This window comes from Marinobacter sp. SS21, from assembly GCF_028369065.1.
Classification (GTDB): Bacteria; Pseudomonadota; Gammaproteobacteria; order Pseudomonadales; family Oleiphilaceae; genus Marinobacter.
The window spans coordinates 115,448-139,188 of record NZ_JAQNDA010000007.1 but is presented as its reverse complement, the minus strand read 5'-3'; the positions used below and the strand labels follow the sequence as shown (position 1 = coordinate 139,188).

At 59.1% G+C, this 23,741-nt stretch carries 18 protein-coding genes; 12 read left to right on the top strand and 6 right to left on the bottom strand.

All coding sequences use genetic code 11. The features are described 5' to 3' along the window. Positions 1–78 precede the first annotated feature (78 nt). A complete protein-coding gene (locus N6L25_RS11170; protein ID WP_271980262.1) occupies positions 79–555 on the bottom strand; it encodes a CHASE domain-containing protein in 477 nt (158 codons plus the stop codon). A gap of 1,082 nt (positions 556–1,637) precedes the next feature. On the opposite strand from N6L25_RS11170, the gene N6L25_RS11165 reads away from it, so the two are divergent. From N6L25_RS11165 to N6L25_RS11145, 5 genes are read left to right on the top strand one after another with little or no spacing between them, the layout of a single operon-like run. Then, on the top strand, positions 1,638–2,633 hold the full coding sequence (locus tag N6L25_RS11165; protein ID WP_271980260.1) for a hypothetical protein: 996 nt from the start codon (positions 1,638–1,640) through the stop codon (positions 2,631–2,633). A gap of 15 nt (positions 2,634–2,648) precedes the next feature. After that, complete coding sequence (locus N6L25_RS11160) at positions 2,649–3,356, top strand: RraA family protein (RefSeq protein WP_271980258.1); 708 nt, start codon at positions 2,649–2,651, stop codon at positions 3,354–3,356. 55 nt (positions 3,357–3,411) lie between these two features. Continuing rightward, positions 3,412–4,503 carry a hypothetical protein gene (locus tag N6L25_RS11155; RefSeq protein WP_271980255.1) on the top strand — a complete coding sequence of 364 codons (1,092 nt, stop codon included), beginning with the start codon at positions 3,412–3,414 and terminating at the stop codon, positions 4,501–4,503. Beyond that, a complete protein-coding gene (locus N6L25_RS11150; protein WP_271980252.1) occupies positions 4,504–5,694 on the top strand; it encodes a carboxylate--amine ligase in 1,191 nt (396 codons plus the stop codon). Next, positions 5,694–6,650 (top strand): Ldh family oxidoreductase, encoded by a 957-nt coding sequence (locus N6L25_RS11145; protein ID WP_271980250.1) that lies wholly within the window; start codon positions 5,694–5,696, stop codon positions 6,648–6,650. Before N6L25_RS11150 ends, N6L25_RS11145 begins: the two co-directional genes overlap by 1 nt. A 47-nt stretch (positions 6,651–6,697) precedes the next feature. Here the strand turns inward: N6L25_RS11145 and glnG are convergent, their stop codons facing one another. The 4 genes from glnG to glnA all read right to left on the bottom strand — a co-directional run bounded on the left by glnG (position 6,698) and on the right by glnA (position 11,756). Next, positions 6,698–8,125, bottom strand: coding sequence for a nitrogen regulation protein NR(I) (gene glnG, locus N6L25_RS11140; RefSeq protein WP_271980248.1), 1,428 nt, complete (start codon positions 8,123–8,125; stop codon positions 6,698–6,700). Then, positions 8,122–9,204 carry a nitrogen regulation protein NR(II) gene (gene glnL / locus N6L25_RS11135; protein WP_271980246.1) on the bottom strand — a complete coding sequence of 361 codons (1,083 nt, stop codon included), beginning with the start codon at positions 9,202–9,204 and terminating at the stop codon, positions 8,122–8,124. The genes glnG and glnL overlap by 4 nt, the downstream gene beginning before the upstream one ends. Before the next feature lie 267 nt (positions 9,205–9,471). Next, a complete protein-coding gene (locus tag N6L25_RS11130; RefSeq protein WP_271980244.1) occupies positions 9,472–9,993 on the bottom strand; it encodes a DUF4124 domain-containing protein in 522 nt (173 codons plus the stop codon). 359 nt (positions 9,994–10,352) lie between these two features. Beyond that, positions 10,353–11,756 carry a glutamate--ammonia ligase gene (gene glnA / locus N6L25_RS11125; RefSeq protein ID WP_271980242.1) on the bottom strand — a complete coding sequence of 468 codons (1,404 nt, stop codon included), beginning with the start codon at positions 11,754–11,756 and terminating at the stop codon, positions 10,353–10,355. A 608-nt stretch (positions 11,757–12,364) separates the two neighbouring features. Here glnA and typA point away from each other — a divergent pair. The 5 genes from typA (at position 12,365) to N6L25_RS11100 (ending at position 18,378) form a co-directional block, all read left to right on the top strand. Then, entirely contained in the window at positions 12,365–14,176 is a 1,812-nt protein-coding gene (gene typA / locus N6L25_RS11120; protein WP_271980239.1) for a translational GTPase TypA, read from the top strand. 238 nt (positions 14,177–14,414) lie between these two features. Then, on the top strand, positions 14,415–15,377 hold the full coding sequence (gene pip / locus N6L25_RS11115; RefSeq protein ID WP_271980237.1) for a prolyl aminopeptidase: 963 nt from the start codon (positions 14,415–14,417) through the stop codon (positions 15,375–15,377). A 66-nt stretch (positions 15,378–15,443) separates the two neighbouring features. Further along, entirely contained in the window at positions 15,444–15,899 is a 456-nt protein-coding gene (gene dtd / locus N6L25_RS11110; protein ID WP_271980235.1) for a D-aminoacyl-tRNA deacylase, read from the top strand. Positions 15,900–16,456: 557 nt separating this feature from the next. Beyond that, a complete protein-coding gene (locus N6L25_RS11105; protein ID WP_271980233.1) occupies positions 16,457–17,443 on the top strand; it encodes a porin in 987 nt (328 codons plus the stop codon). A gap of 98 nt (positions 17,444–17,541) precedes the next feature. Beyond that, positions 17,542–18,378 (top strand): CYTH domain-containing protein, encoded by an 837-nt coding sequence (locus tag N6L25_RS11100; protein ID WP_271980231.1) that lies wholly within the window; start codon positions 17,542–17,544, stop codon positions 18,376–18,378. Positions 18,379–18,550: 172 nt separating this feature from the next. Here the strand turns inward: N6L25_RS11100 and N6L25_RS11095 are convergent, their stop codons facing one another. Further along, complete coding sequence (locus N6L25_RS11095; RefSeq protein ID WP_271980229.1) at positions 18,551–19,699, bottom strand: ion channel; 1,149 nt, start codon at positions 19,697–19,699, stop codon at positions 18,551–18,553. Between the two features lie 96 nt (positions 19,700–19,795). Between N6L25_RS11095 and glnE the strand changes: the two genes are divergently transcribed. After that, a complete protein-coding gene (glnE, locus tag N6L25_RS11090) occupies positions 19,796–22,699 on the top strand; it encodes a bifunctional [glutamate--ammonia ligase]-adenylyl-L-tyrosine phosphorylase/[glutamate--ammonia-ligase] adenylyltransferase (RefSeq protein WP_271980228.1) in 2,904 nt (967 codons plus the stop codon). Between the two features lie 77 nt (positions 22,700–22,776). After that, positions 22,777–23,703, top strand: coding sequence for a branched-chain amino acid transaminase (locus N6L25_RS11085; protein ID WP_271980224.1), 927 nt, complete (start codon positions 22,777–22,779; stop codon positions 23,701–23,703). The last annotated feature ends 38 nt before the right edge of the window (positions 23,704–23,741 follow it).

The window sequence follows — 23,741 nt, the reverse complement described above, 5'->3', positions numbered from 1 at the left end:
TGATAAAAGGATTCAATGGCTTGGCTGTTGAATCCTTTTTTTTGTCCTGATGCTTTTCGGTATGGCGGAGTTCAGCAGCTATTTCGGTCGGTCTCGCGTTTCGGCAACAGACAGCGCCTTGGCGGTCGCAGGTTCATCGGCCGGTTTCGGTTCCGAACCGGCAACGATTGCCGACAGGTCGGCTCGGGAGCGCTCGACGAACTCGGCCTCGTCAGCCTGCGGCACCCGACGTATGAAACCGAACCCCCGCGCACCGGGAAACTCCCGATCGGTGTCCCGGGAGCGACTGTAGCGCTGGAACAGTTCCCGGCTGATGCTGTGTTCGCCAGCGGACAATACCGCGCCTCTCGCTCCGCTCAGGCCATACTGATACAGGTCGATGCGATTGCGCACCGCGTGGTTTGCCTGTTCGAATGCTTCGGTGACCGCGCTATTGATCCTGCGTTCGTTACTGACATGGAGCTGCCACGCGATCAACCCGCTCGAGCACAACCCTGCAATGAGAGTGATCCGCGCCCAACGATTCAAGAATGAACTGTTCAGGTGAATTAGCATGCATCGCTTCCCTTCATTTAATCCGGATTCCAGGTTTCAAGGTGTCGAACAGGCCAATCGCCCAAGATCTGTACAGCGTATCGGAATATCCCATGAGTGCCGGGGTAGCGCTCTCGGCGCAGTGCTAGGGAGCCTCTGATTAACTCCGAATCGCCTCTGCGCGATTCTGAAGGCTGTAGATGCAAGACGCGGTTCGCAGCTAATGGCCGTAAGCCCTTGGCAAGAGCCGCAACGCCGCAGGTGCAGCCTTCAGAGCGCGCCCTGCGGGGCGTTCAGAGCCATCCACACTCGGCGTTGCGCCTTTTTGCAAGGTCCAGACATTACTGCAAAGTCGCGCCTTGATTGTGAATGGCTCTGAATGCCAGAGGGGATCCGGAGTTAATCAGAGGCTCCCTAGGTCCCCGTAAGTACCAATAATATAGACGTTATCCTTGCAGACGTAATTCTGCAGAGTTGTCATCCTCTACCGATGCAACCGGTATCGAGCCAACGCCAAAAAACACTCGTTTGGGGCGTCTGCCAGCCCTCCTTCAGGTGGCTAACCCGATGAGATCAGCCCGGAATTCTACATGGGCTGCGAGGCAAGGCCGATTGGCTGCTTCGCTACTGTCGGGACAGCAAATTCACCCCTCAATTGGGTTGTTCGGCCCCAAAGCCGCCTGCGGCCCTCAGCGTCTGCTTCGTGGACATCTGGCTGGTTTTGGGCCGCGGCGCCACGCTGAATCCCTGCCATCAAGCGAGTAAGGCGCTTGGGCATCTCGGAGTTCAATTCATGGACTATGATTGATCAGAGGTTCCTTAGGAGATTCCGTAAGAGACGGTTACTGACGCCGATGTCCAGGAAACGTCGATTATTTTTACATTTATCCCGTCAATTTGTTTCCGAAAAAGCAGTTAAGTCTTAGAAAACGCAGACATAAGAAGGTTGGTGTTAATTTTGCGTAACACACTGCTGTGATGCGATTGTTCTCAGCAGTTGGCCGGAGCTATCCCTTCGCCTTACCCGTCGAGAGCCTGAGTGGCAGGGTGTTGTTAGGGGGGCTCCTCAACGTCAGCCAAGTAAGCAAATGCAAGGGATTATCATGAATGTATTCGACTTTGACCCCGATGATGCGGCTCAGGCCTATCAACGTTTCGGGTATGTTCATCTCAAACAGGGCCTGAACAAGGCCTTTCTGGATTATGCGCTGAACTTTCTGCATGCGGCGGAGGCAGAAGCCCAATCCCTGGAAGAATGGCGGTTTAAAGGCAAGAAACGTCAGTACCTTTTCGATTTTCCTGACGATATGGATTTTGATCGGGCAATACGTGCGGTGGTCGGCGGCGTTGCCGGTCTGCCCGGAGAGCGGGTTACGCTGTGTGAACGGCACGTCAAAGTCTATGAGGGGGAAGCCCCGTCCAACCCGCCCCCGCACAAGGATCGGGTGGCCTCGCAGGTGACGGTGGGGATACCGCTGGTGGTGCCTGACGATTCCTACCTCATTCTCTATCCGGAGCATTATCGCGATGTAAACGCTTACGCCAGCACCGCACTGTATCGCACCAGCCTGGATGAGGCGCAGCTGCCGGAGACGCAACTGGCCGCCATCGAACCGGTGAAGCTGGATGTCCCGCCAGGAGACGTACTGATTTTCAAGGGCGCGTCCATGTATCACGAGCGGGTGAATCCGGCGAATACCAGTTTGCTCTACCTGAAGTTCAACGGTATCGATCTGGACCCGCTCGGCGAGGACCCCCGGACCCTGCCGCAACGCACCGCCAGCCTGGACCGACTCAATCACTTGGCCGATGAGCAGTTGTTGTCACAACCGATGATGGTGTCGCCAAGGCTGGAGAAGATCAGCCGCTACTACACCCGGCTGTACTGGACTGAGGTCATTCAGCTCAATGTCTGGGGGGAAAAAGAAGCCACGATCGGCGAAGCCGAACTGGCGCTGCTTACCCGGCTGGATCGGGGCCTGACGGCAGCCGATCTCCTGACGCGGATGGGACTGGACGACAGCGAGTTCGGTCAGTTCCTGCCCAAGCTGCGGAGGCTTATCAATCTCGGAGCCATTGATCTCATTCATCTGGATTGAAAAAGGATACTAGCCATGGCCAACCGACCCACGTCTGCGGAAATGAATCCTGGTCCGGGATTTCGAGTCAAAACCCGGATTGAACGACCCGATAGCGAGCTGATCCGCCGGTACGCGGAATTCGAAACCACGGACATTTCTGACATGCTGAACCGGCTCTATGCGGTGTCCAGTGATATTCAGAATCTAACCAATGGCATGCCGCTGGTGGGGCCTGCGGTCACGGTGAAGGTTTTTCCGGGCGACAACCTGATGGTGCATAAGTCCCTCGACCTGATTCAGCCTGGCGACGTCATTGTGGTGGACTCCTCCGGCACCCGCAACACGGCGGTGATTGGCGACCTGGTGGCGAGCAAGGCCAGGCACAAGGGCGCGGCCGGGTTCATTATCGATGGCCTGATCCGGGATCTGGAGGAGGTCCGCAAAGTGGGCCTGCCGGTCTTCGCCAGGGGAAACTGTGTCATGGGGCCTTTGCACCGTGGACCCGGTGAAATCAACTACGCGGTCAACTGCGGCGGCGTGGTGGTGAACCCGGGCGACATCGTGGTCGCAGACCGCAACGGCGCCGTGATCGTCCGCAAGGAGTTTGCCGAGGAAGTGCTGGGCCGGCTCGAAGCGAAGAAGCCCGGGTTGGAGCAGTATGTCGCGGAAGTGAAGAAAGGCAACTTCTCCAATGAGTGGGTGGACAAGTTACTGGCGCATAATGACTGCGTTATTGATTGATTGGCGTCCGCACTGAGCGGTGGTCATACAGGGGTTATTCAGAGGCTCCCCGATAATGGATGACTCGATTCGATTGAATCTGCGCTACAAGATTGCCAAGTTATTGAAGTTGTTTCCTCAAAAAAAGAAGCGCCAGCTATCGGAGTTCGAAGACCTGGGTTTGCGGGCCCGGTTTTATGACGCCCTATGGCAGCAAGCGGCGGAGGCATTGGAATTAAGTTTTGAGAAATTGGGTTACGGGTTTTGGCAGGCCAGTAACGGCCAGGGCCACTGGGTTCGTGGCAACGTCTCCGGCATTGACCTGGACCGGCGGATCAGCTCGGTGCTGTCGGGCAACAAACCGTTAACCCATCGGCTGTTGGCGGATATTCCCGGTTATCGGGCTCCCAGGTATCAGGAGTACACCCTGGCATCCATTGACCGGGCCCAGACCTTCATGATCGAGCAGTCGGCCGCGTGCGTGGTTAAGCCCGCCGCCGACACTGGCGCGGGCAGCGGTGTCAGTACCGATGTGACAACCCGCCGAGCCCTGGAAACGGCCAGTATTGAGGCGGCCGTTTGGAGTAAGCACCTGCTGATCGAAGAGACCATACCCGGCCATTCTTTTCGCTTGCTGGTGCTGAACGACAGGCTGATCCACGCCGTACGCCGGGACCCTCCGATGGTCACCGGTGATGGCCGAAGCCGTATCGAAGACTTGATTGAGCAGGAAAATCGACGACGTATGAGCAATGGCAAGGTGGTGTCGTTGTTTCCCATTCAAATCGATTTTGAGTGTCGGCAATCGTTGGCGAAACAATCCTTGCGGTTAAGTTCTGTGCCTGCGGCTGGCCAACGGGTGCGAGTGAAGGATGTGGTGAACCAGAATGCGGCGGAACAGAACGTTGATGTGACCGATCTGGTGCATCCGGACATCGCCAAGTTGGCCATCACCGCCAGTCGCCACATGGGCCTCAGTTTTTGCGGAGTAGACGTGATCGCCGACGATATTTCCGTGCCATTATCGCAAAGTGGCGGAGTGATCAACGAGTTGAATGCCCACCCGGGCCTGCACCATCACTATCTGACTTCCGCCCCTGATAAACCCCCGGTGGCGGAGCAACTGATGGCGTATTGCCTGGCTCGGCACAAGCAAAAGGACACATAAGTGGAGACTTCAGTCCTCGGGATGAAACCACCGGTGATTCTGCTGGGCGGCCTGGCTAACACCACTTCGGTGGCGCGAAGTCTCGGTCGGGCTGGCATCCGGCTGTTTGTGGTTGCTCCTGAATCGAGCCCGGTGTTGCGTTCCCGTTATATCCATCAACGATTGCCGATTGCCAAGGGCCAGGAGTCTGTCGACTACTACCATCACCTGCTGGTTGAGTCTCAACAGCTACCACAGGGCGCAGTGGTTTTTCCCTGCTCGGATTGCGCGATCGATTTCGTGGCTCGCTTCAAGGCGAGCCTGCAGCAACGGTATGTCTTCGATATCCAGGATCCACAACACCAGCTGGATTTGCTGGATAAGCAAAAAACCATCGACTTGGCTAGACAGGCGGGTTGTCAGGCGCCTGGATACTGGCCGGTCGCTTCGCTCGAGGATGTTCAGCGATTGCTTGGCCAATTGCGCTATCCGGTGCTGATCAAGCCCATCCACTCCCATGTTTTTCAGAGTCGGTTTAACAAGAAGCTGTTCCTGATCGAGAATGAAGAACAATTGCTTGAGCAGGCGCAGCGGGTGTTGGGGGCGTCCATCGAGTTCATGTTGTGCGAATTTGTACCGGGTCCGGACACCTTGCTCAGTAGTTACTATGTATACCGGGATCAGCAGGGGCGGGTGCTGTTCGAGTTCACCAAACGGGTCATTCGTCGTGCGCCGCCAAATTTTGGTGCCGGCGCCTACCATATTACCGAGTGGCTACCTCAGACGGCCGAGGCCGGTCGCCAGTTTTTTCAGGCCATGGCGTTCACCGGGCTCGGCAACATCGAGTTCAAGACCGATCCCCGCGACGGGCAGCTGAAAGTCATCGAGTGCAATGCCCGGTTCACCGGGGCACAGGAACTGGTGACTCGCAGCGGAGTCGACATGCCGAACCTGATCTATAACTTTCTGGTCTTTGGCACCCACCCGGAGCAGCAATCGTTTCGGGACAACATGACACTGTGGATCCCGTTGGATGATTTTGATTCCTTCCGGGAACTGCACGCGCTGGGCAAGCTAACCCTGTGGAGTTGGATTCGCAGCGTGCTGCGTCCCCACGTGTTCTGTTATCTCAGTGTTCGGGACCCCAAGCCGTTCCTGTTCGATGTCTGGGCCCAGTTGACCAAGCGTATTCGAGGAAAGTTGAAAGCCTGATGATTACCAATCAAGAAGTGCTTCAGCAGCTGGCCAAAACGTTGCTCGTGCAGGCTGGCGCCGCACCCGACGAGGCCGCCACGGTGGCCCGGGTACTGGCCTGGGCTGACGCGGCGGGGCGACCTAACCAGGGGGTTTGGCGGTTGCCCACTCTGTGCCAGCGGTTGAGGCAGGGTCTGTACGCCTCGCCCTGCAAGCCCACTTTTGAGCGGGTGTCGGCCGCCATTGGTCGGCTCGATGGCGGTAACGGCCTGGGGCACTTCGTGGGGCATGAGGCGATGGTCCGCGCCGTCGAGATGGCCCGCGCCGAAGGCGTCGGTATCGTGCTGGTGCGCCGTTCCAACTATCTTGGCCCCACTGGCTACTATGCCCAGATGGCGGCGAGTGAGGGGATGTTGGGCATTGCCCTGAGTAATTCCTTCCCCAAGGTGAAAGCCTGCCGAGGAGAGGCGGCAGTGTTGGGCACCAATCCTCTGGCATTTGCCTGCCCGGCTCTGGACGGCGCGCCCCTGATCGTGGATATGGCCACCTCCGAACAGGCCGGTTCCACCCTGCGTAGGCAAGCGGAAAAGGCTCCGGGCGAGCAGACGCAAACGTCAATCCTGGCCCCCTTTGGTGGCGCCAAGGGCTATGCGGTGGGTTTAGTGGTCGAGATCCTGTCAGGGGTGCTGAGTGGCGCCGGCTTCAGCCACCAGGTGCGCTCCATGTATAAAGATTTCGAGCAACCGGGCAACAACGGTCATTTTTTCTGTGTTATCGACATCGCACGGCTCATGCCGCTGGAGGCGTTTGTGGGTCGGATGGAATTGCTGGTCGAATGGCTCAGGCAGTCGGGCGAGGCGGTGCTTTATCCCGGTGAGCAACGGGCCGCAACGCTCCGGCAATCCCAGCAACAGGGTATCCAAGTGGATGACGATGTCTGGTCAAGTCTGCAGGTTCTGAAAAGGGCGGGGTAGAGAGCGACACCGAGCGGTCCCGGCGCAACCCTGCACCCGCCAAACGTCTAGTCGTCGGAATGCCCTTCGCTGTCCATGCCCAGTTCGTTGATCTTGCGGGTCAGGGTGTTGCGCCCCCAGCCCAGCAGTATGGAGGCGTCACGGCGGCGGCCGCCGGTGTGCTTGAGGGCGGTTTCGATCATGATGCGCTCGAATTCCGGCACGGCGGTATCCAGTATGCCCTTGTGGCCCCGCTTGAGCTCCTGATCCGCCCAGCCGCGCAGACCTTCCTGCCAGGTCTGGCCAGTGGGCGGGCTTTCCGCCTGCTGCAGCAGTTCCGGGGGCAGGTCATCGATGTGAATTTCCCGGCCACTGGCCATCACGGTCAGCCAACGACAGGTATTTTCCAATTGGCGAACATTGCCCGGCCAGGGCAGGGTGGACAGGTACTCCTTCGCCTCCGGCCTGACCAGCTTGGGTTCCACCGCCAACTCCTTTGCCGCGCGTTTGAGGAAGTGCTCCATCAGCCGGGGAATGTCTTCCCGCCGCTCGGACAGCTTGGGCAGGTGAACGCGGATGACGTTCAGTCGATGAAACAGGTCTTCCCGGAAGGAGCCGCTCTGCACCAATTGCTCCAGGTCCTGGTGGGTGGCGGCGATGATCCGCACGTCGACCTTGATGGGGGTGGTTCCGCCGACCCGGTAGAACTCGCCGTCTGCCAATACCCGTAGCAAACGGGTCTGGGTGTCCGCCGGCATGTCCCCGATTTCGTCCAGAAACAGGGTGCCGCCGTTGGCCTGTTCGAAACGGCCCTGGCGGGCTGCGCCAGCGCCGGTAAACGCACCTTTTTCATGACCAAACAGTTCGGACTCGATCAGGTCCTTGGGAATGGCCGCCATGTTCAGGGCGATGAACGGATGGCTGGCGCGGGGGCTGTGGTTGTGCAGCGCCTGCGCCACCAGCTCCTTACCGGTACCGCTCTCACCGTTGATCAAGACCGTGATGTTGGAATGGGACAGTCGGCCGATGGCCCGGAAAACTTCCTGCATGGCGGGCGCTTCACCGATGATCTCGGTGTTCCGCTGGCTGCTGTCGGGCTGGGGTTCGCTGGTGGCGCGGCGCTCATGGCTATGGGCCACGGCACGCTTGACCAAAGCCACTGCATCGTCCACGTCAAAGGGCTTGGGCAAATACTCGAACGCGCCGGATTGGTAGCTGGTCACCGCGCTTTCCAGATCGGAATGGGCGGTCATGATGATCACCGGAAGGTCTGGGTGCCGCTCGACGATGTTGGACAGCAGGGTAATGCCATCGACTCCGGGCATGCGGATGTCGCTGATGATGGCGTCCGGCCGTTCGTGATCCAGGCGCGCGATGATGCTTTCGCCGTTCTCAAATACCCGAGGCTGCATGCCGGCCTGGCTCAGGGCCCGCTCCAGCACCCAGCGGATGCTTCGGTCATCGTCGATAATCCAGACGTTTGCCGATTGGGTCATTGCTTTTCCTCCAAGGGCAGGAAGATGATGAAGTCGGTTTGGCCGGGTTCGCTCTCGCATTCCACGAGTCCGCGGTGCTGGCCAATGATGCTCTGTGTAATGGATAGCCCCAGCCCGGTGCCGCTGGCCCGTCCGCTGATCATCGGGTAGAAGATGTTCTGCAGCAGATCTGACGGAATGCCGGGGCCGTTGTCGATCACATCAACGCGGCACACCAGACGGTGGCGCTTGTGGCCAATGGTGAACTGCCGCAGGGCGCGGGTGCGCAGGGTGATGGTGGGCCGTTCCGAGGTGGTGTCATCGCGCTGGTGTTCAAACGCGGCTTCCATGGCGTTGCGGGCGATATTGAGAAAGGCCTGGATCAGCTGCTCCTTGTCGCCCTTGAATTCCGGAATGCTGGGATCGTAATCCCGCCGGAACAGGATCTGGCCGCGACTCTCGGCCTCCAGCAGGGATTTTACCCGTTCCAGCACCTCGTGGATGTTGGTTGGCGCCATCGACAGGGCCCGGTTAGGGCCCAACATGCGATCCACCAGACTGCGCAGGCGGTCAGCCTCATCAATGATGATCTGGGTGTATTCCCGCTGGCCGTCGTCTGCCAGTTCTCGGTCCAGCAGTTGTGCGGCGCCGCGAATCCCCCCCAGCGGGTTCTTGATTTCATGGGCCATGCCCCGCACCAGGATGCGGCTGGTTTCCTGCTGGGTGATGATGTCTTCCTCACGGCTGATACGCAGTAGCCGATCCCGGGGCTGAATTTCCATCAGCAGCTCCACTACGTCATGGCCGATGGGTGAGGTGGAGTAATCCACCGTCAGCCGAGTGCCGGAGGTGAGCAGAAATTCGGCTTCGCGCTTGGTGTAGGATTGGCCATTGAGGGCGGCGGCATGGAGGGTGTCCAGGGCCTCCTCCGAGTCCACCAGCAGATCCACGACCGGCGTGCCCTGGACTCGGGTGATACTGGTTTCAAACAGGCTTTCGGCGGACGGATTGAGATACTGCACGTTCAGTGTTGGGTCCAGTACCAGCACGGCAGTGGTGAGATTGTCCAGAATGTGTTTGAAGCCTGTTGTTGTTGCCATGTAGTTCCCCTTGCGATGCAAACCCAAACTGCAAAAAGCGAACCACTTTGGACAAGCGGGGCAAATCGACGCAAAAACAATGCCCGAAAGCCCCATCGCCGCGCTGGGGTCGCGATTCCATGGTGCAGGGGGTGGCTGGGTCACGGTTCCGGTGTCCGGTTTTGCCCTCTGCATGATCAAAGTATGGCTTTTATTCGGTGCGAGCGCACCAATTTGGTGCTGCGCCGGCCGCGCTCAGCGGGCGACCGACACAGGAGCGGGGGGAGGTCAGTTCAGGACGGAAGGACGATGGATGGTGAAGGTAACGCTGTCGCCGGTTTTTACCCGTATGCCATTCTCATCGACAATGTGGACCTGGGCGGTGTGGGTGCCGCGGTAAACGTTGCGCACCATGACGCTGCCGGAATGGCTCTGGCCCACGGGTTGGCCGTCCAGCGTGATTTCGAACTTATGGCCCTGTTTTAGCGCAGGGGCGCTGGAGACTCGGAACTCTACGTCGCCACTGCCACTATGGAAGGCGTCGTTGTTGCCGGGGGCGACGAAGCGTAGCCTTTGATAGCTTTCGCGCTCGGGTGCCGCTGGTGTGTCGGGGCTGGGCGTGGCGATAGCCTCCAGTTTGGGTAGGGTGATGGTGGTGACGGGTCTCACCTCAATCGTCTCAGCCCCGGAACTGGGTTCGTCCGAGTAGGTGACATTGCCTTGGGCATCCACCTGGCGATAGATCTCGGCGGTTGCAGGGGCGGCAGAAAAGGCCAGTAGGCCGACGAGAACTCCGAGTCTGAGTGTCATAGCGTCTTGTCCGTTGTGGTTCTTTCATTCGATTATCGGCAGCGCCCACAGACAATGCAACGTCAAGCAATTTGTTAATGGTTACAGAGCGTTAATGGGATGCCGGCTGGACAATACGGTGTCCTTTGCTCGGCGCCACACCCCGCACAGGGCCTCTGGTATGGAGGCCGTAGGATGCCGGTGAGCGTAGCGAACCGCATCTGCATGTTGCTGCTTCGAGGGGGATGATGCGGTTCGCTTCGCTCACCGGCATCCTACGCTGGGAAACATGGTTCTTCGCAGGCCGCAGTCGGCCTGCGAAGAACCAAAAAAAGCCCCGCACGGGGCGGGGCTTTAGGTCTTGCTGGAGTCCCGAAGGATCAGCAGGAGTAGTACAGGTCGAACTCAACCGGGTGAGTGGTCATGTTCAGACGCTCAACTTCACCACGCTTCAGGTCGATGTAGCCAGCGATCATGTCTTCGGTGAAGACGCCGCCACGGGTCAGGAACTCGTGATCCTTCTCCAGGCAATCCAGGGACTCCTGGAAAGTCTCGGCTACGGTCGGGATGTTCAGGGCTTCTTCCTTCGGCAGATCGTACAGATCCTTGTCCATGGCGTCGCCAGGGTGGATCTTGTTCTGGATGCCGTCGAGGCCAGCCATCATCAGGGCAGCGAAGGCCAGGTACGGGTTGGCGGACGGATCCGGGAAGCGAACCTCGATACGACGCGCTTTCGGGCTGTTCACGTACGGGATACGGATGGAAGCGGAGCGGTTACGGGCAGAGTAGGCCAGCATAACCGGGGCTTCGAAGCCCGGTACCAGACGCTTGTAGCTGTTGGTGGAGGCGTTGGTGAAGGCGTTGATGGTTTTGGCGTGCTTGATGATACCGCCGATGTAGTACAGGGCGATTTCGCTCAGGCCTGCGTAGCCGTCACCGGCAAAGATGTTCTTGCCGTCTTTGTTCAGGGACATGTGAACGTGCATGCCGGAGCCGTTGTCACCAACGACGGGCTTGGGCATGAAGGTGGCCGTCTTGCCGTAGGCGTGAGCCACGTTATGTACGCAGTACTTGAGGATCTGAACTTCGTCGGCCTTCTTCACCAGGGTGTTGGCGCCAACGCCGATTTCGCACTGGCCAGCGGTGCCCACTTCGTGGTGGTGAACCTCGATGTCCAGGCCCATGGATTCCATGGCGGCGCACATGGCGCCACGCAGGTCGTGCAGGCTGTCAACCGGCGGAACCGGGAAGTAACCACCTTTAACGCCAGGACGGTGTCCGATGTTGTTGCGATCAAAGTCTTCACCGGAAACCCAGGCGGCTTCCTCGGAGTGGATGCTGTAGCCAGCACCTTTCATGTCCACTTCCCACTTGACGGAATCGAACACGAAGAACTCGGGCTCCGGACCGAACAGGGCGCCATCGGCAATGCCGGTGGATTTCAGGTACTCTTCGGCGCGACGGGCAACGGAGCGCGGATCACGCTCGTAGCCTTGCATGGTGGACGGCTCGACGATGTCGCAGGTGATGTTCAGCGTGGTTTCTTCGGTGAACGGGTCCAGGACGGAGCTGCTGTCGTCCGGCATCAGAATCATGTCGGATTCGTTGATGCCCTTCCAGCCAGCAATTGACGAACCGTCGAACATCTTGCCGTCAGTGAAGAAATCTTCGTTGACCTCAGAGGACGGCAGGGTTACGTGTTGCTCTTTACCGCGGCTGTCAGTGAATCGAAGGTCGATCCATTTAACTTCGTGTTCTTTGATCAGATCAATCGTCTTGGACATTATTGCAAGCTCCGTTGGTTTACCCGCAGGGCGGGATTGCGGTGTTCATATTGCCGGGTATAGCTGTCGTTAAGCCGGCGTTGACGCAGGCTTCCTGATCCCGGCCTCTGTTATCAGGTTCGCGCAGCTTAGCAGAAGCGGCATCAGCATACCTGCAAAAAAAGCTGGCGGCTATATTCGGTAGCCCAACGACAAGCAATCGGCTTGCCAGTTTTTGGTGAATGCTCCAGAACAGCGCAGTGGCGCTTGTTCTGACCGCTTTGTGCGCGCCAATGGTTCTCCAAATCGACATAATGCAAGTTAGTCCAGAACCAAAATAGTGCAAGAATGCGCGGTGGCGCACTATATTGGTGCGGTGGTGGTGGAGGGATGAGCCGGCTGCGGGATTCGCGGTTATTCTTCATATTCTCTAACCGCACTTTCCGCTATACTGCGCCGGCTATTTCTGACCCAACCAATGCCCTGCCCCAGCGGCATCGGAGGGTTCTTCAGGGGTTCCTAAGCGGGTCCCTTATATTTAACGGATTTGAGACGGCGTGCGTGAGGTTGGTGGCGTCCACCTCCCCGATGACCCTCTCAGGCCATTACGCATGTCGCAGGATACTGTTGTGATTGAGAAACTTCGTAATATCGCCATCATCGCCCACGTTGACCACGGCAAGACCACACTGGTTGACAAGCTGCTGCAGCAGTCCGGCACCCTGGATCGCAAGAGCTCCGGTGACGAGCGGGTCATGGACTCCAACGACCAGGAGAAAGAGCGGGGAATCACCATCCTCGCCAAGAACACCGCCATCAACTGGCAGGACTACCGCATCAACATCGTTGACACCCCGGGACACGCGGACTTCGGTGGTGAGGTTGAGCGGGTGCTGTCCATGGTGGATTCCGTACTGCTGCTGGTGGATGCCCAGGACGGCCCAATGCCACAAACCCGGTTCGTCACCCAGAAAGCCTTCGATCAGGGGCTGCGTCCCATCGTGGTGGTGAACAAGGTCGATCGTCCCGGCGCTCGTCCGGACTGGGTGATCAACGAAGTGTTCGATCTGTTCGACAGTCTCGGTGCCACCGATGAGCAGCTGGACTTTCCCATCGTGTACGCCTCCGCTCTGAACGGTGTTGCCGGGCCGGAGCCTGACCAACTGGCGGACGACATGGCGCCGCTGTTCGACGCCATTCTCGCGAACGTACCGGCGCCAGAGGTTGATCTGGAAGCGCCTTTCCAGATGCAGATTTCCCAGCTCGATTACGACAGCTATGTCGGTGTTATCGGCATCGGCCGCATTAAGCGTGGTCGCCTGAAGCCGGGCCAGCAGGTAGCGGTGGTTGACCGGGATGGCAAGAAACGCAATGGCAAGGTGCTGGAAGTGAAAGGCTTCCACGGCCTGCAGCGAGTGCCGGTGGCAGAAGCCACGGCCGGCGACATTGTCTGCATCAGCGGCATCGGTGAGCTGTTTATCTCCGATACCCTGTGTGATCCGCAGAACCCGGAAGGGCTGCCCGCGCTGACCGTGGACGAGCCGACGGTCAGTATGACCTTCCAGGTCAACGATTCGCCGTTTGCCGGCAAGGAAGGCAAATTTGTCACCAGCCGCAACATCAAAGAGCGTCTCGACAAGGAGCTGTTGCACAACGTGGCGCTGCGGGTCGAGCAGGGCGAAACCTCCGAGAAGTTCAAGGTCTCCGGTCGTGGTGAGTTGCACCTGTCGGTGTTGATCGAAACCATGCGCCGTGAAGGCTTTGAGCTGGGTGTGTCCCGTCCGGAGGTGGTGCAGCGGGAGGTCGACGGCGAGATTCAGGAGCCGTACGAGTTCGTGGTGATCGATGTCGAGGATCAGCACCAGGGTTCCATCATGGAAGTCATGGGTGAGCGTCGCGCCGAAATGAAGAACATGGTGCCGGACGGTCGCGGCCGTACTCGCATGGAGTTCATCATGCCGGCCCGTGGCCTGATTGGTTTCCGCAGCCAGTTCCTGACCATGACCTCCGGTACTGGCATCCTCACCAACGTATTCGATCATTACGGCCCGGTGAAGGGCGGCGATATCGAGCACCGGATCAACGGCGTGCTGGTGTCCATGGTCGATGGCAAGGCACTGGGCTATGCCCTGTTCAGTCTGCAGGATCGCGGCCGGCTGTTCATCGATCCGGGTACCGAGGTCTATGAGGGTATCGTGATCGGTATTCACAGCAGGGATAACGACCTGGTGGTGAACCCGACCAAAGCCAAGCAGCTCACCAACATTCGTGCCTCCGGTTCCGATGAGAACATCATGCTGACACCGCCGATTCGGATGACCCTGGAGCAGGCGTTGGAGTTCATCGACGATGACGAGCTGGTGGAAGTGACTCCGGAATCCATTCGGGTGCGCAAGAAGCTGCTCAAGGAAAATGAGCGTCGCCGGGCTTACAAGAAGTAAGGTTGAGCGCAACCAAATAGCGCAACCAAAAAAGGGGCTTCGGCCCCTTTTTTTGGTTCTTGGAGGATGCTGGAGAGGCTTGCTGAATCGCGTCGTGCCCGTAGGTTTGCCTGGCTGCTGCTGATGCGGTTCGCTGCGCTCACCGGCATCCTACGGGGTGAACGCGCCTGCACGGCGAGACCTGGGTTTTCGTGCCATACTCCATGCAGGTTTACACACTGGTCGGTGGCTCTGCACCATGCTCAATCTCTATCCGGAAATACAGCCCAATGCCCGTCACCGCTTGAAGGTGGCCCCGCCCCACGAGTTGTACCTGGAGGAATGCGGAAATCCGGCAGGCCTTCCGATCCTGGTGGTGCATGGCGGACCTGGGGGGGGCTGCGAGGAGTACTATCGTCGCTTCTTTGATGCCGAGCGTTATCGCATCATCCTGCTGGACCAACGTGGTGCCGGTCGTTCCACGCCGCTGGCGGAACTGGACGGGAATGCCACGGCGGATCTGGTGGCGGATATGGAGCGGGTGAGGGAATTCCTGGGCATCGACCGCTGGCTGCTGTTCGGTGGCAGCTGGGGGTCAACCCTCAGTCTGGTCTACGCCGAGACCCATCCCGACCGGGTGATGGGGTTGGTGCTGCGGGGAATCTTCCTCTGTCGGCCCCAGGATATTCACTGGTTCTATCAGGAGGGCGCCAGCCGGGTATTTCCGGATTACTGGGAAGATTTCCTGGCGCCGATACCGGTCGATGAGCGAGGTGATCTGGTGAGCGCCTATTATCAGCGCCTGACCAGCAGTAACGAGTTGGAACAGATTCAGGCGGCAAAAGCCTGGGCCGTGTGGGAGGGGCGCTGCGCCACCTTGCACCCCAACCCGTCGGTGGTGGACCACTTCGGTCATCCCCACGTGGCGATCGCGCTGGCTCGCATCGAATGCCACTATTTCATGAATCATTCCTTCCTGGAGCCGGACCAGATTCTCCGTAACGCACCTGCGTTGGAGGGTATCCCCGGCATCATCGTCCACGGCCGCTATGACATGGTGTGCCCATTGGACAACGCGCTGGCGCTTAGCAAGGCCTGGCCGGGGGCGGACTTGAGGATCATTCGCGATGCCGGTCATTCGGCGTCGGAACCGGCCATCGTCGACGCTTTGCTGCGAGCGGTAGATGAGGTGGCGGCCAAGGCGGTAAACGATTCTCAGTAAGATCTGTTGCGGGTGATGGAGGCGGCGGTTAGAATCGCTGCATCCAAAACCGAGCACAGAGGAAACATGAAAGGCCTTATCCAGCGAGTTACTCAGGCCAGCGTTGTGGTTCATCAGGAGCTGGTCGCCGAGATTCCGACAGGCCTTTTGTTGTTGTTGGGTGTGGAGCGCCATGACAGCGAGCGCCAGGCCTCCGAACTTTGCCGAAAGATTCTCTCCTATCGCGTTTTCCCCGACGACCAGGGCCGAATGAATCGCAGTGTCCGGGATATCTCCGGATCTCTTCTGGTGGTGCCTCAATTTACTCTCGCGGCTGATACCGGCTCTGGCACCCGTCCTGGTTTTTCCACGGCGGCTGCGCCGGAGCTGGCCGAATCGCTGTACCTTGCCTTCGTTGAAATGGCTCGCCAGGACTTGGGGGCAGACCGGGTGGGCGAAGGGGTGTTCGGGGCGGACATGCAGGTTTCTTTGGTCAATGATGGCCCGGTGACCTTCCTGCTTGAGAGCCCGCCTGAAAGCTAAGCATCCGCTCAGTCATAACGGGACAACTTTGGTGCACGAGCCGATGCATTTTCGGGGGGTGGCGCGCGCTTGGCGCGCTAATTTTTTTGTATATTATTGAAATTTATGCAGGAATAGGTTCTTGGTCCTTTGTTTGTATACCTGCCTCTTGCGAAAGAGCGCTATAAAAGCATAGCGAACTGTCACAAAACGGACTAAAAAATCCGGTATTAATATTTGCAAATGAGAAAGCGTTGTATTAAAACGTTTTCATCATTAAGCGCTTTAATAAAGCCTTGTAACTGGCTGACCTTTAAGGGAACGGTGCTGCCGTCTCTGAAATGTATCCGATCCGGGGAAGCTCACGCGAGTGCAGCGGCCGGGTGGAACGGAGTTGTAGACGCTGGCTCTTGGCTTGGATTAAAACTTAAGTCGTCATTTACTATTTGTCATCAAAGTGACATCTTTACGACACACAATCGGGCGCGTTCCTGGCTTGATTGTTGAAGTCATTAAAAAAAACGGGTTGAACCCGAAGACGCTAAAACCTGAGTTAACTCACTAAAGGAAGACGCAACATGAAAAAGACGCTCATCGCATCTGCTATTGCAGCCGCTTCTGTCGTTTCTGCCAACGCAGTCGCCGCCGAAGCCACCGTATACGGTAACATTCAGCTCGCCACTTCTTACTCAGATGCTGAAGCCACCATTCTTGGCGTTACTTCTAGCGGCAACAGCTACGAGTTCCAAGACAACGGCTCCACCATCGGCCTGAAAGGCAGCCACGAGATCGCCCCGGGCCTGGAAGGCTTCTTCAAGGCCGAGCTGGAATTCGACGCTGACGACAAGTCCTCCAGCAACGGTCTGGGTTCCCTGGACGAAGCCTACGTCGGCCTGAAAGGCGACTTCGGTAAAGTGTGGGGCGGTTCTGACGACACTGTGTACGAAGATGCCATCAACTACAACGACTACTTCGAGTTCTACGGCGTTGGTGATCTGGGTGTCACTGGCGAAGGCGACATGATTCAGTACTCATCCCCCTCCTTCGGTGGCCTGGTGCTGAGCGGTGGTGTGCAAATCAACGGTGAAGACGATGACAAAGGCAAGGGCAGCAAGAGCCAGCCGTTCGTGCTGACTGCGGCCTACTCCCTGGGCGACTCCACCACGATTGCAGTAGGTGTGGATTCCAACGATGGCGTTGATGAAATCGAAGTTTATGACGGTGTTGAGCTGACCATTAACAATGAAAACGCCTACGGTATTTCAGTCATTCAGAAGTTGGACGCATTGACTGTGTCTGCCGCTTTTGAAACCGTGAAAGATGGCGTTGACAAGGCTTCTCTGCTGGGTGTTTACAGCATGGGTGCCAACAACTTCGCTCTGGCCTACGAGTTTGCTGACTTCGATAACGATCTGGAAGTCAATCGCATCCTGGCTCAAGCCCTGCACAATCTGTCCGACAACATGTACGTGTACATTGAGGGCGAGTGGATCGACGCAGAGCTCGACAGCAACAACGAAGTTGAGCAGACTGGCGTAGCCCTGGGTGCTACCTACGTATTCTAAGTCTGGCCTAGACCTAAATACGTAATGAGACGGCGGCCTTCGGGTCGCCGTTTTTTTTCGGTATGCTGGCGGCAAATCACCTTTCTGACAGGTTTGCCATGCCCCAAGAACTCGAAATCAAGCTCACTCTCAGCCCCGAAGCCTCAGAATCCGCCTATCATTGGCTCTCATCACTACCGCAGGCAACGGCCGGCGTCACCAAATGGCTGATCAACACCTATTACGACACCCCGACGGCGGACCTGAATCACCAGCGGGCGGCTCTGCGGGTGCGGCAGGCGGGTGAGCGCTATATCCAGACCCTGAAAACCCAGGGCGAGTTCGTCAACGGTGCTCATCGCCGCCAGGAATGGGAGTGGCCGCTGAGCGGTGAATTCCTGAACCTGGAGCTGCTGACAGATACCCCTCTGGCGGGCCGCCTGAATCTGGCCGAGCTGTCCGCGGTGTTCGAAACCAATTTCCAGCGCCGGGTGGTGATGCTGGACGATGGCGAGGCAGTGATTGAATGCGCCTTCGACCAAGGTGAAATCAAAGCGGCTGGTAAGGCCATGCCCTTGTGTGAGCTGGAGTTTGAATTGGTGTCCGGGCACGAATCGCGCCTGTTGCACTGGGCCGCCTTGGTCGCCGAGCAGATACCGCTTTTTGTCAACCTGATCAGCAAGGCGGAGCAGGGCTACCATCTGGCGGGCCTGCACGAACCGGAGCCGTTAGGGTCGGATGCCGACGCGGTCAGTCGCCTCTTCCACGGCCTCAGCGTACTGTGGCTGACGGGCGAGGCGACCGGGGAGTTGCATGGTGCCATGGCTGAGTTGGCCGAGCGGATTCGCCGGACCGCCGCGCCAGAAGATTGGGCGCGCTTTGAGGCGCTGCGAGGCAAGACGGAGCCGGCGCTGGTCGAACAGCTGGGGCGGCTGCAATTGGGGTTGTTGTCGTAAGGCTGGAGCCTGGGGGGCATTCAAGTCAGTCCCCGAACCGGTGCGGGAGTTGATGCGGTTCGCGTTGCTCACCGGCATCCTACGGGTGGGAATGGCCTGAGGCGTTGGTAGGATGCCGGTGAGGCGTGCCGAACCGCATCGGCTATCCCATGTTGTTTGCCTTATCGGCGGGTTAATGGGAATTGCCGGCCCGTGCCTGCATTTCATGCCATTTCGTGACAAATTCCCGGTAGCGCTCCAGCGCCTGCTGCACCACCTCCACGGTGGGGGTGTCCTGGGACTTCACCAGCACAATGAGCCCCTTGCCCTCGATCTCCCGGTCGATCTCCGGGTGGCAGACCACTTCGTTTTCATGGTCGATGTAGGCCAGGGCGGTGCCGATGCCGTGGCGAATCAGGGCGCTGACGATGTCTGCCCAGTTCAGGTCATCCAGGGTAATGTCGTAGCGGTGGGGGTGGTCCTGTTCGTAATTGAACAGGTCTTCCAGTACCCGCTCTGACCCCGGCGCCACCACTGCCTTGACCATGATCTCAGGATAGGTCCGCACCGGCCTGATTACCGTGCGGATACCCAGCGGTTTGAAGCGGGAGCGGTTCTCGTCCCGTACCACTTCTGCAGTTACCCGGCTGCCAAGGTTAATTTCGCTCAGCCGGTGGGCGATGTCGAAGGTGAGGCTGTCGGACGCGGGGTCGGACTCATCCGCTGCCAGTAGCAGAATGTGACGGGCCGAGACCGCCTGCACGGCTTTCAGGGCCTCTGGATCACTGCCCGAACCGTGGTAATGCGTCAGTCCCATGTCGGCCAGTTCAGGTGGCAGGCCATCGGGATATTGCCGGGTCAGGATCTGCATGGGCGTGGTTTCATAGCCCGGTACCGCGCGGATCTGGGAGGCAATGCGCATGAAATACTGCTCGCCGCCATGCCTTGGGGTGTTGATGATCACGATGTGGTCTTTCATTTTATAGATCCAGCGTCCGGTTAAAATGCGTTCGCGTCGGTAGAAGCGGTACTCGATGAAGTCGCTGACAATCAGGGTCAGCACAGTGATGGCCGCAATGAACATTAATCCGATGGTGCTCAGGCGGCCGATCACGGTTTGCGGGGCGTAGTCGCCGTAGCCCACGGTGACCACTGTGGTCATGGTGAGCCAGGTGGCCTCAAACAGGGTCAGGCCTTCCGCGCTCCATAGCACCAGTGTGTGGCAGACCAGCAGCGCCGCAAGGATCAGGAACAGGCGCTTGATGCGGGCCTTGATCATGCCGGACATGGGCAAATGGGAAAATCGCTGCTCCGGATTCAGTGGCCGGCGGTCTCGTCGCATGGGTCAGTGGTTCAGTCCGTTGGTGATTCGATATAGAGTACCAGTATCGGTACCCGTAGACCGTGAAAATATAACAGAGCGACAGGGGTTTGCATCATGTCTGAGCCGTGGGAAGGGCTTCCTGAAATACTGGCTGCCGAAGTGGCCGGCGAATGGCTGACGGTTTTTCCAGACGGCCTCCCCGTCTGGGTGGGAAGCGACGAAATTTCTGGGCAGGATGTCGTCGAGGCCCTGGCCCGTAGTGAGTTTCTGCGTCGCACGCTGCAGGGTGACGTCAGGTTGGTTGAGCAAAGCCACCAGGCCCTGTCGCTTCGTCAGCCCACCACTGAGGCTTTTTTTCAGCAACGCTGGCAGACCTATCTGGCGACGGTCACCGATGAGCCTTCGTTGCATCAGGCATTGCGGCGTTTTCGCAAGGAGGCCCAGTTTCGCATCATCTGGCGGGATCTGTTGAAGTGGGCGGATCTTGCCGAAACCATCGCCGCCACCAGCGCTTTTGCCGACTTGAGTATCGAAGGGGCGCTGACCTGGTTGTATGCCGACGCCTGCCTTCAGCTCGGTACCCCCTATGGTCGGGACCCGGTCACCGGCGACGAGGTGCCCCAGCCGATGGTGGTCCTGGGCATGGGGAAGCTGGGCGGGCGCGAGCTCAATGTGTCTTCCGATATCGACCTGATCTTTGCCTTTCCCAGCAGCGGTGAGACCCGGGGCGGCCGTCGCTCCCTCGACAACCAGCAATTCTTTATCCGCCTTGGTCAGCGGTTGATCCAGGCGCTGGATCAGATCACCGCCGATGGCTTCGTGTTTCGGGTCGACATGCGGCTGCGTCCCTACGGTCAGAGCGGGGCGCTGGCCCTCAGCTTCCCGGCCCTGGAAACCTACTATCAGGATCAGGGGCGGGACTGGGAACGTTATGCCATGGTCAAGGCGCGGGTGGTGGCTGGCGGCAAACAGGCTGGCGCGGCGTTGATGGAGAGCCTGCGTCCCTTCGTGTACCGCAAGTACATCGATTTTAGTGCGTTTGAATCCCTGCGCACGATGAAGTCCATGATCAGTCGCGAAGTTCGTCGCAAGGGCCTGGAGAAGGACATCAAGCTGGGCAGCGGCGGCATCCGCGAGATTGAGTTTATGGTGCAGGCGTTTCAGCTGATCCGCGGCGGTCGCGATCGGGAGCTGCAGCAGCGGGAGCTGTTGGCCATTCTGCCGGAGCTGGAAAAGCTGGAGTTGCTGCCACCCGATGTGGTGAGCGAGCTGCGGGAGGCCTATGTGTTTCTCCGCAACCTTGAGCATGCCCTGCAGGGGGTAGCCGACAAGCAGACTCAGCTGCTGCCTGAAGATGAGCCGACCCGGGCCCGGGTGGCGTTGATCCTGGGGTTCGAGCAATGGGCGGATTGTCTGGCCGCCCTCGACCAGCATCGTGCCAGGGTGGCCAGCCACTTCGCCGATATCATAGCGCTGGACGACGAGACCGAGACCAGCGCCGAACTGGATGAAGGCTGGCAGGCGCTGTGGCTGGGGGAACTGGACGACGCGACGGCCATCACCTGGCTTGCGGGTCGTGGCTTCGAGGCGCCGGAGGCTACCTTGAAGAGCCTGCTGGAAGTGCGCAGTGGACGCCAGGCCCAGACCATGCAGACCCAGGGCCGGCAGCGCCTGAATCAGTTCATGCCGGTGCTGCTGGAGGCGGTTACCCGGGTGGACAACCCCTCCGAAACCCTGTCGCGGGTCCTACAGCTGGTGGAGGCGGTCATGCGCCGGACCGCCTACCTGGTGCTGCTGCTGGAAAATCCCGGAGCCCGGGGGCAGTTGGTGCGCTTGTGCAGCGAGAGCCCCTGGATTGCCAGCCAGCTGGCGGAAACCCCGTTGCTGCTGGATGAGCTGTTGAATGCCGAGAGCCTGTACCACCCGCCAACCAAGAGTGAGCTGGTGGACGACCTGCGCCAGCAGATGCTGCGAATCCCCTACGAAGATCTGGAAGAGCAGATGGAGTCGCTGCGCCATTTCAAGAAGGCGCATGTGTTGAGGGTGGCCGCGTCCGAGCTGCGGGGCACCTTGCCCCTGATGAAGGTCAGCGACTACCTGACCTGGATTGCCGAAGCGGTGCTGGACCATGTGGTGGAAGTGGCCTTCGCCAACCTGGTCAGCCGCCACGGCTATCCCCTGAGATCGGATGGCAGTGTCAGCGATACCGATTTTGCGGTGATCGGCTACGGCAAGTTGGGGGGCATTGAACTGGGCTACACCTCGGACCTGGATCTGGTGTTTGTGCACAAGGCAGACCCCGGCTTGTCCACCAATGGCGAGAAGCCGATCGACAACGCGGTCTTCTATACCCGGCTGGGGCAACGCATCGTACACATCCTCAGTACGCAAACCCCGTCCGGTCAGCTCTATGAGGTGGACATGCGGCTGCGTCCGTCCGGCAATTCCGGACTGCTGGTCAGCACTGTGTCCTCGTTCGAGCGTTACCAACGCAACGATGCCTGGACCTGGGAGCACCAGGCGCTGGCTCGCGCCCGAGGAGTGGCGGGCTGTCCGGACACCCTGGCGGCATTTGAGCAGCTGCGCCACGACCTCCTGTGCCAGCATCGGGACGGCATGGCGTTGCGCACGGAAGTGGTGGCGATGCGGGAAAAAATGCGCGCCAGCCTGGGCACCCCGGCACCGGCTTCCGGGCCGCCGTCGGTGTTTCATGTTAAACACGATTCCGGCGGCATCGTCGACATCGAGTTCCTGGTGCAGTACCTGATGCTGGCGCACAGTGCCCAACATCCGGAGCTGACCCAGTGGTCGGATAACATTCGCCAGCTTGAGGAGCTGGGGCGGGCGGGGGTGCTGCCGGTGGCCGATACCGAACAGCTGCGGCAGGCGTTTATCACCCTGCGCTCGACCATTCATCGCCGGGCCTTGCAGAACCTGACCAGCCGCGTGGCCGGAGATGCGTTTGCGGACGAGCGCGCCTACATTCAACAGGTCTGGCAGCGGGTTATGCTGGCGTAACGGCGTACTTCGTACCGGCGGTTTTTCCTGCTAGAATGCCTGACTTTGAGAAATTGCCTGCTTAGGAGCACGTACAAATGTCGATGGCGGATCGCGATGGCCTGATCTGGCTGGACGGTGAAATGGTTCCCTGGCGCGAAGCCAAAACCCACGTCCTGACCCACACCCTCCACTACGGACTCGGTTGTTTTGAGGGCGTGCGCGCCTACAACACCGATCAGGGCCCGGCGATTTTCCGTCTGCAGGAGCACACCGACCGGCTGTTCCGCTCGGCACACATCCTCAACATGGCGATGCCGTTCAGCAAGGACGAGCTTAACGAGGCGCAATGCGCCGCGGTTCGGGAGAACAAGCTGGATGAGGCGTACCTGCGTCCTATGGTGTTCCTGGGCTCTGAGGGCATGGGCCTGCGGGCGGATAACCTCAAGGTTCACGTGATGGTGGCGGCCTGGAGTTGGCCGTCCTACATGTCGCCGGAGGCCAAGGAGATGGGAATCAAGGTGCGAACCTCTTCCTACACCCGCCACCATGTCAACATCACCATGTGCAAGGCCAAAGCCAACGGCAACTACATCAACTCCATGCTGGCCCTGAACGAAGCCATCGCCAGTGGCTGCGAAGAGGCGCTGCTGCTGGATAACGAAGGTTACGTGGCCGAGGGTTCCGGCGAGAATATCTTCATCCTGCGGGATGGCGTGCTGCATACGCCGGAGCTGACCTCATGCCTGGAAGGCATTACCCGCCACACCATCATCGAGTTTGCCAAGGAGCTGGGTGTACCGGTGCGTGAGCGTCGTATCACCCGGGACGAAGTCTACATCGCCGATGAGGCGTTCTTCACCGGAACCGCCGCGGAAGTGCTGCCCATCCGCGAGCTGGATGGCCGATTGATTGGCGCTGGCAAGCGCGGCCCGCTGACGGAAAAGCTGCAGGCCATGTACTTCGATGCGGTAAAAGGTAAGCGAGAGGCCAACAGCGACTGGCTGTCGTTGGTGAACGGCTGATCGCCATGACCCTTTGGCGGAGCCGCAGCGCGGTTCCG

Bases quoted from the DNA above. Each gene is read 5' to 3' on its own strand.
- N6L25_RS11170 (WP_271980262.1), bottom strand. From the start codon at position 555: ATGCTAATTCACCTGAACAGTTCATTCTTGAATCGTTGGGCGCGGATC.
- N6L25_RS11165 (WP_271980260.1), top strand. From the start codon at position 1,638: ATGAATGTATTCGACTTTGACCCCGATGATGCGGCTCAGGCCTATCAA.
- N6L25_RS11160 (WP_271980258.1), top strand. From the start codon at position 2,649: ATGGCCAACCGACCCACGTCTGCGGAAATGAATCCTGGTCCGGGATTT.
- N6L25_RS11155 (WP_271980255.1), top strand. From the start codon at position 3,412: ATGGATGACTCGATTCGATTGAATCTGCGCTACAAGATTGCCAAGTTA.
- N6L25_RS11145 (WP_271980250.1), top strand. From the start codon at position 5,694: ATGATTACCAATCAAGAAGTGCTTCAGCAGCTGGCCAAAACGTTGCTC.
- glnG (WP_271980248.1), bottom strand. From the start codon at position 8,125: ATGACCCAATCGGCAAACGTCTGGATTATCGACGATGACCGAAGCATC.
- glnL (WP_271980246.1), bottom strand. From the start codon at position 9,204: ATGGCAACAACAACAGGCTTCAAACACATTCTGGACAATCTCACCACT.
- N6L25_RS11130 (WP_271980244.1), bottom strand. From the start codon at position 9,993: ATGACACTCAGACTCGGAGTTCTCGTCGGCCTACTGGCCTTTTCTGCC.
- glnA (WP_271980242.1), bottom strand. From the start codon at position 11,756: ATGTCCAAGACGATTGATCTGATCAAAGAACACGAAGTTAAATGGATC.
- pip (WP_271980237.1), top strand. From the start codon at position 14,415: ATGCTCAATCTCTATCCGGAAATACAGCCCAATGCCCGTCACCGCTTG.
- dtd (WP_271980235.1), top strand. From the start codon at position 15,444: ATGAAAGGCCTTATCCAGCGAGTTACTCAGGCCAGCGTTGTGGTTCAT.
- N6L25_RS11105 (WP_271980233.1), top strand. From the start codon at position 16,457: ATGAAAAAGACGCTCATCGCATCTGCTATTGCAGCCGCTTCTGTCGTT.
- N6L25_RS11100 (WP_271980231.1), top strand. From the start codon at position 17,542: ATGCCCCAAGAACTCGAAATCAAGCTCACTCTCAGCCCCGAAGCCTCA.
- N6L25_RS11095 (WP_271980229.1), bottom strand. From the start codon at position 19,699: ATGCGACGAGACCGCCGGCCACTGAATCCGGAGCAGCGATTTTCCCAT.
- glnE (WP_271980228.1), top strand. From the start codon at position 19,796: ATGTCTGAGCCGTGGGAAGGGCTTCCTGAAATACTGGCTGCCGAAGTG.
- N6L25_RS11085 (WP_271980224.1), top strand. From the start codon at position 22,777: ATGTCGATGGCGGATCGCGATGGCCTGATCTGGCTGGACGGTGAAATG.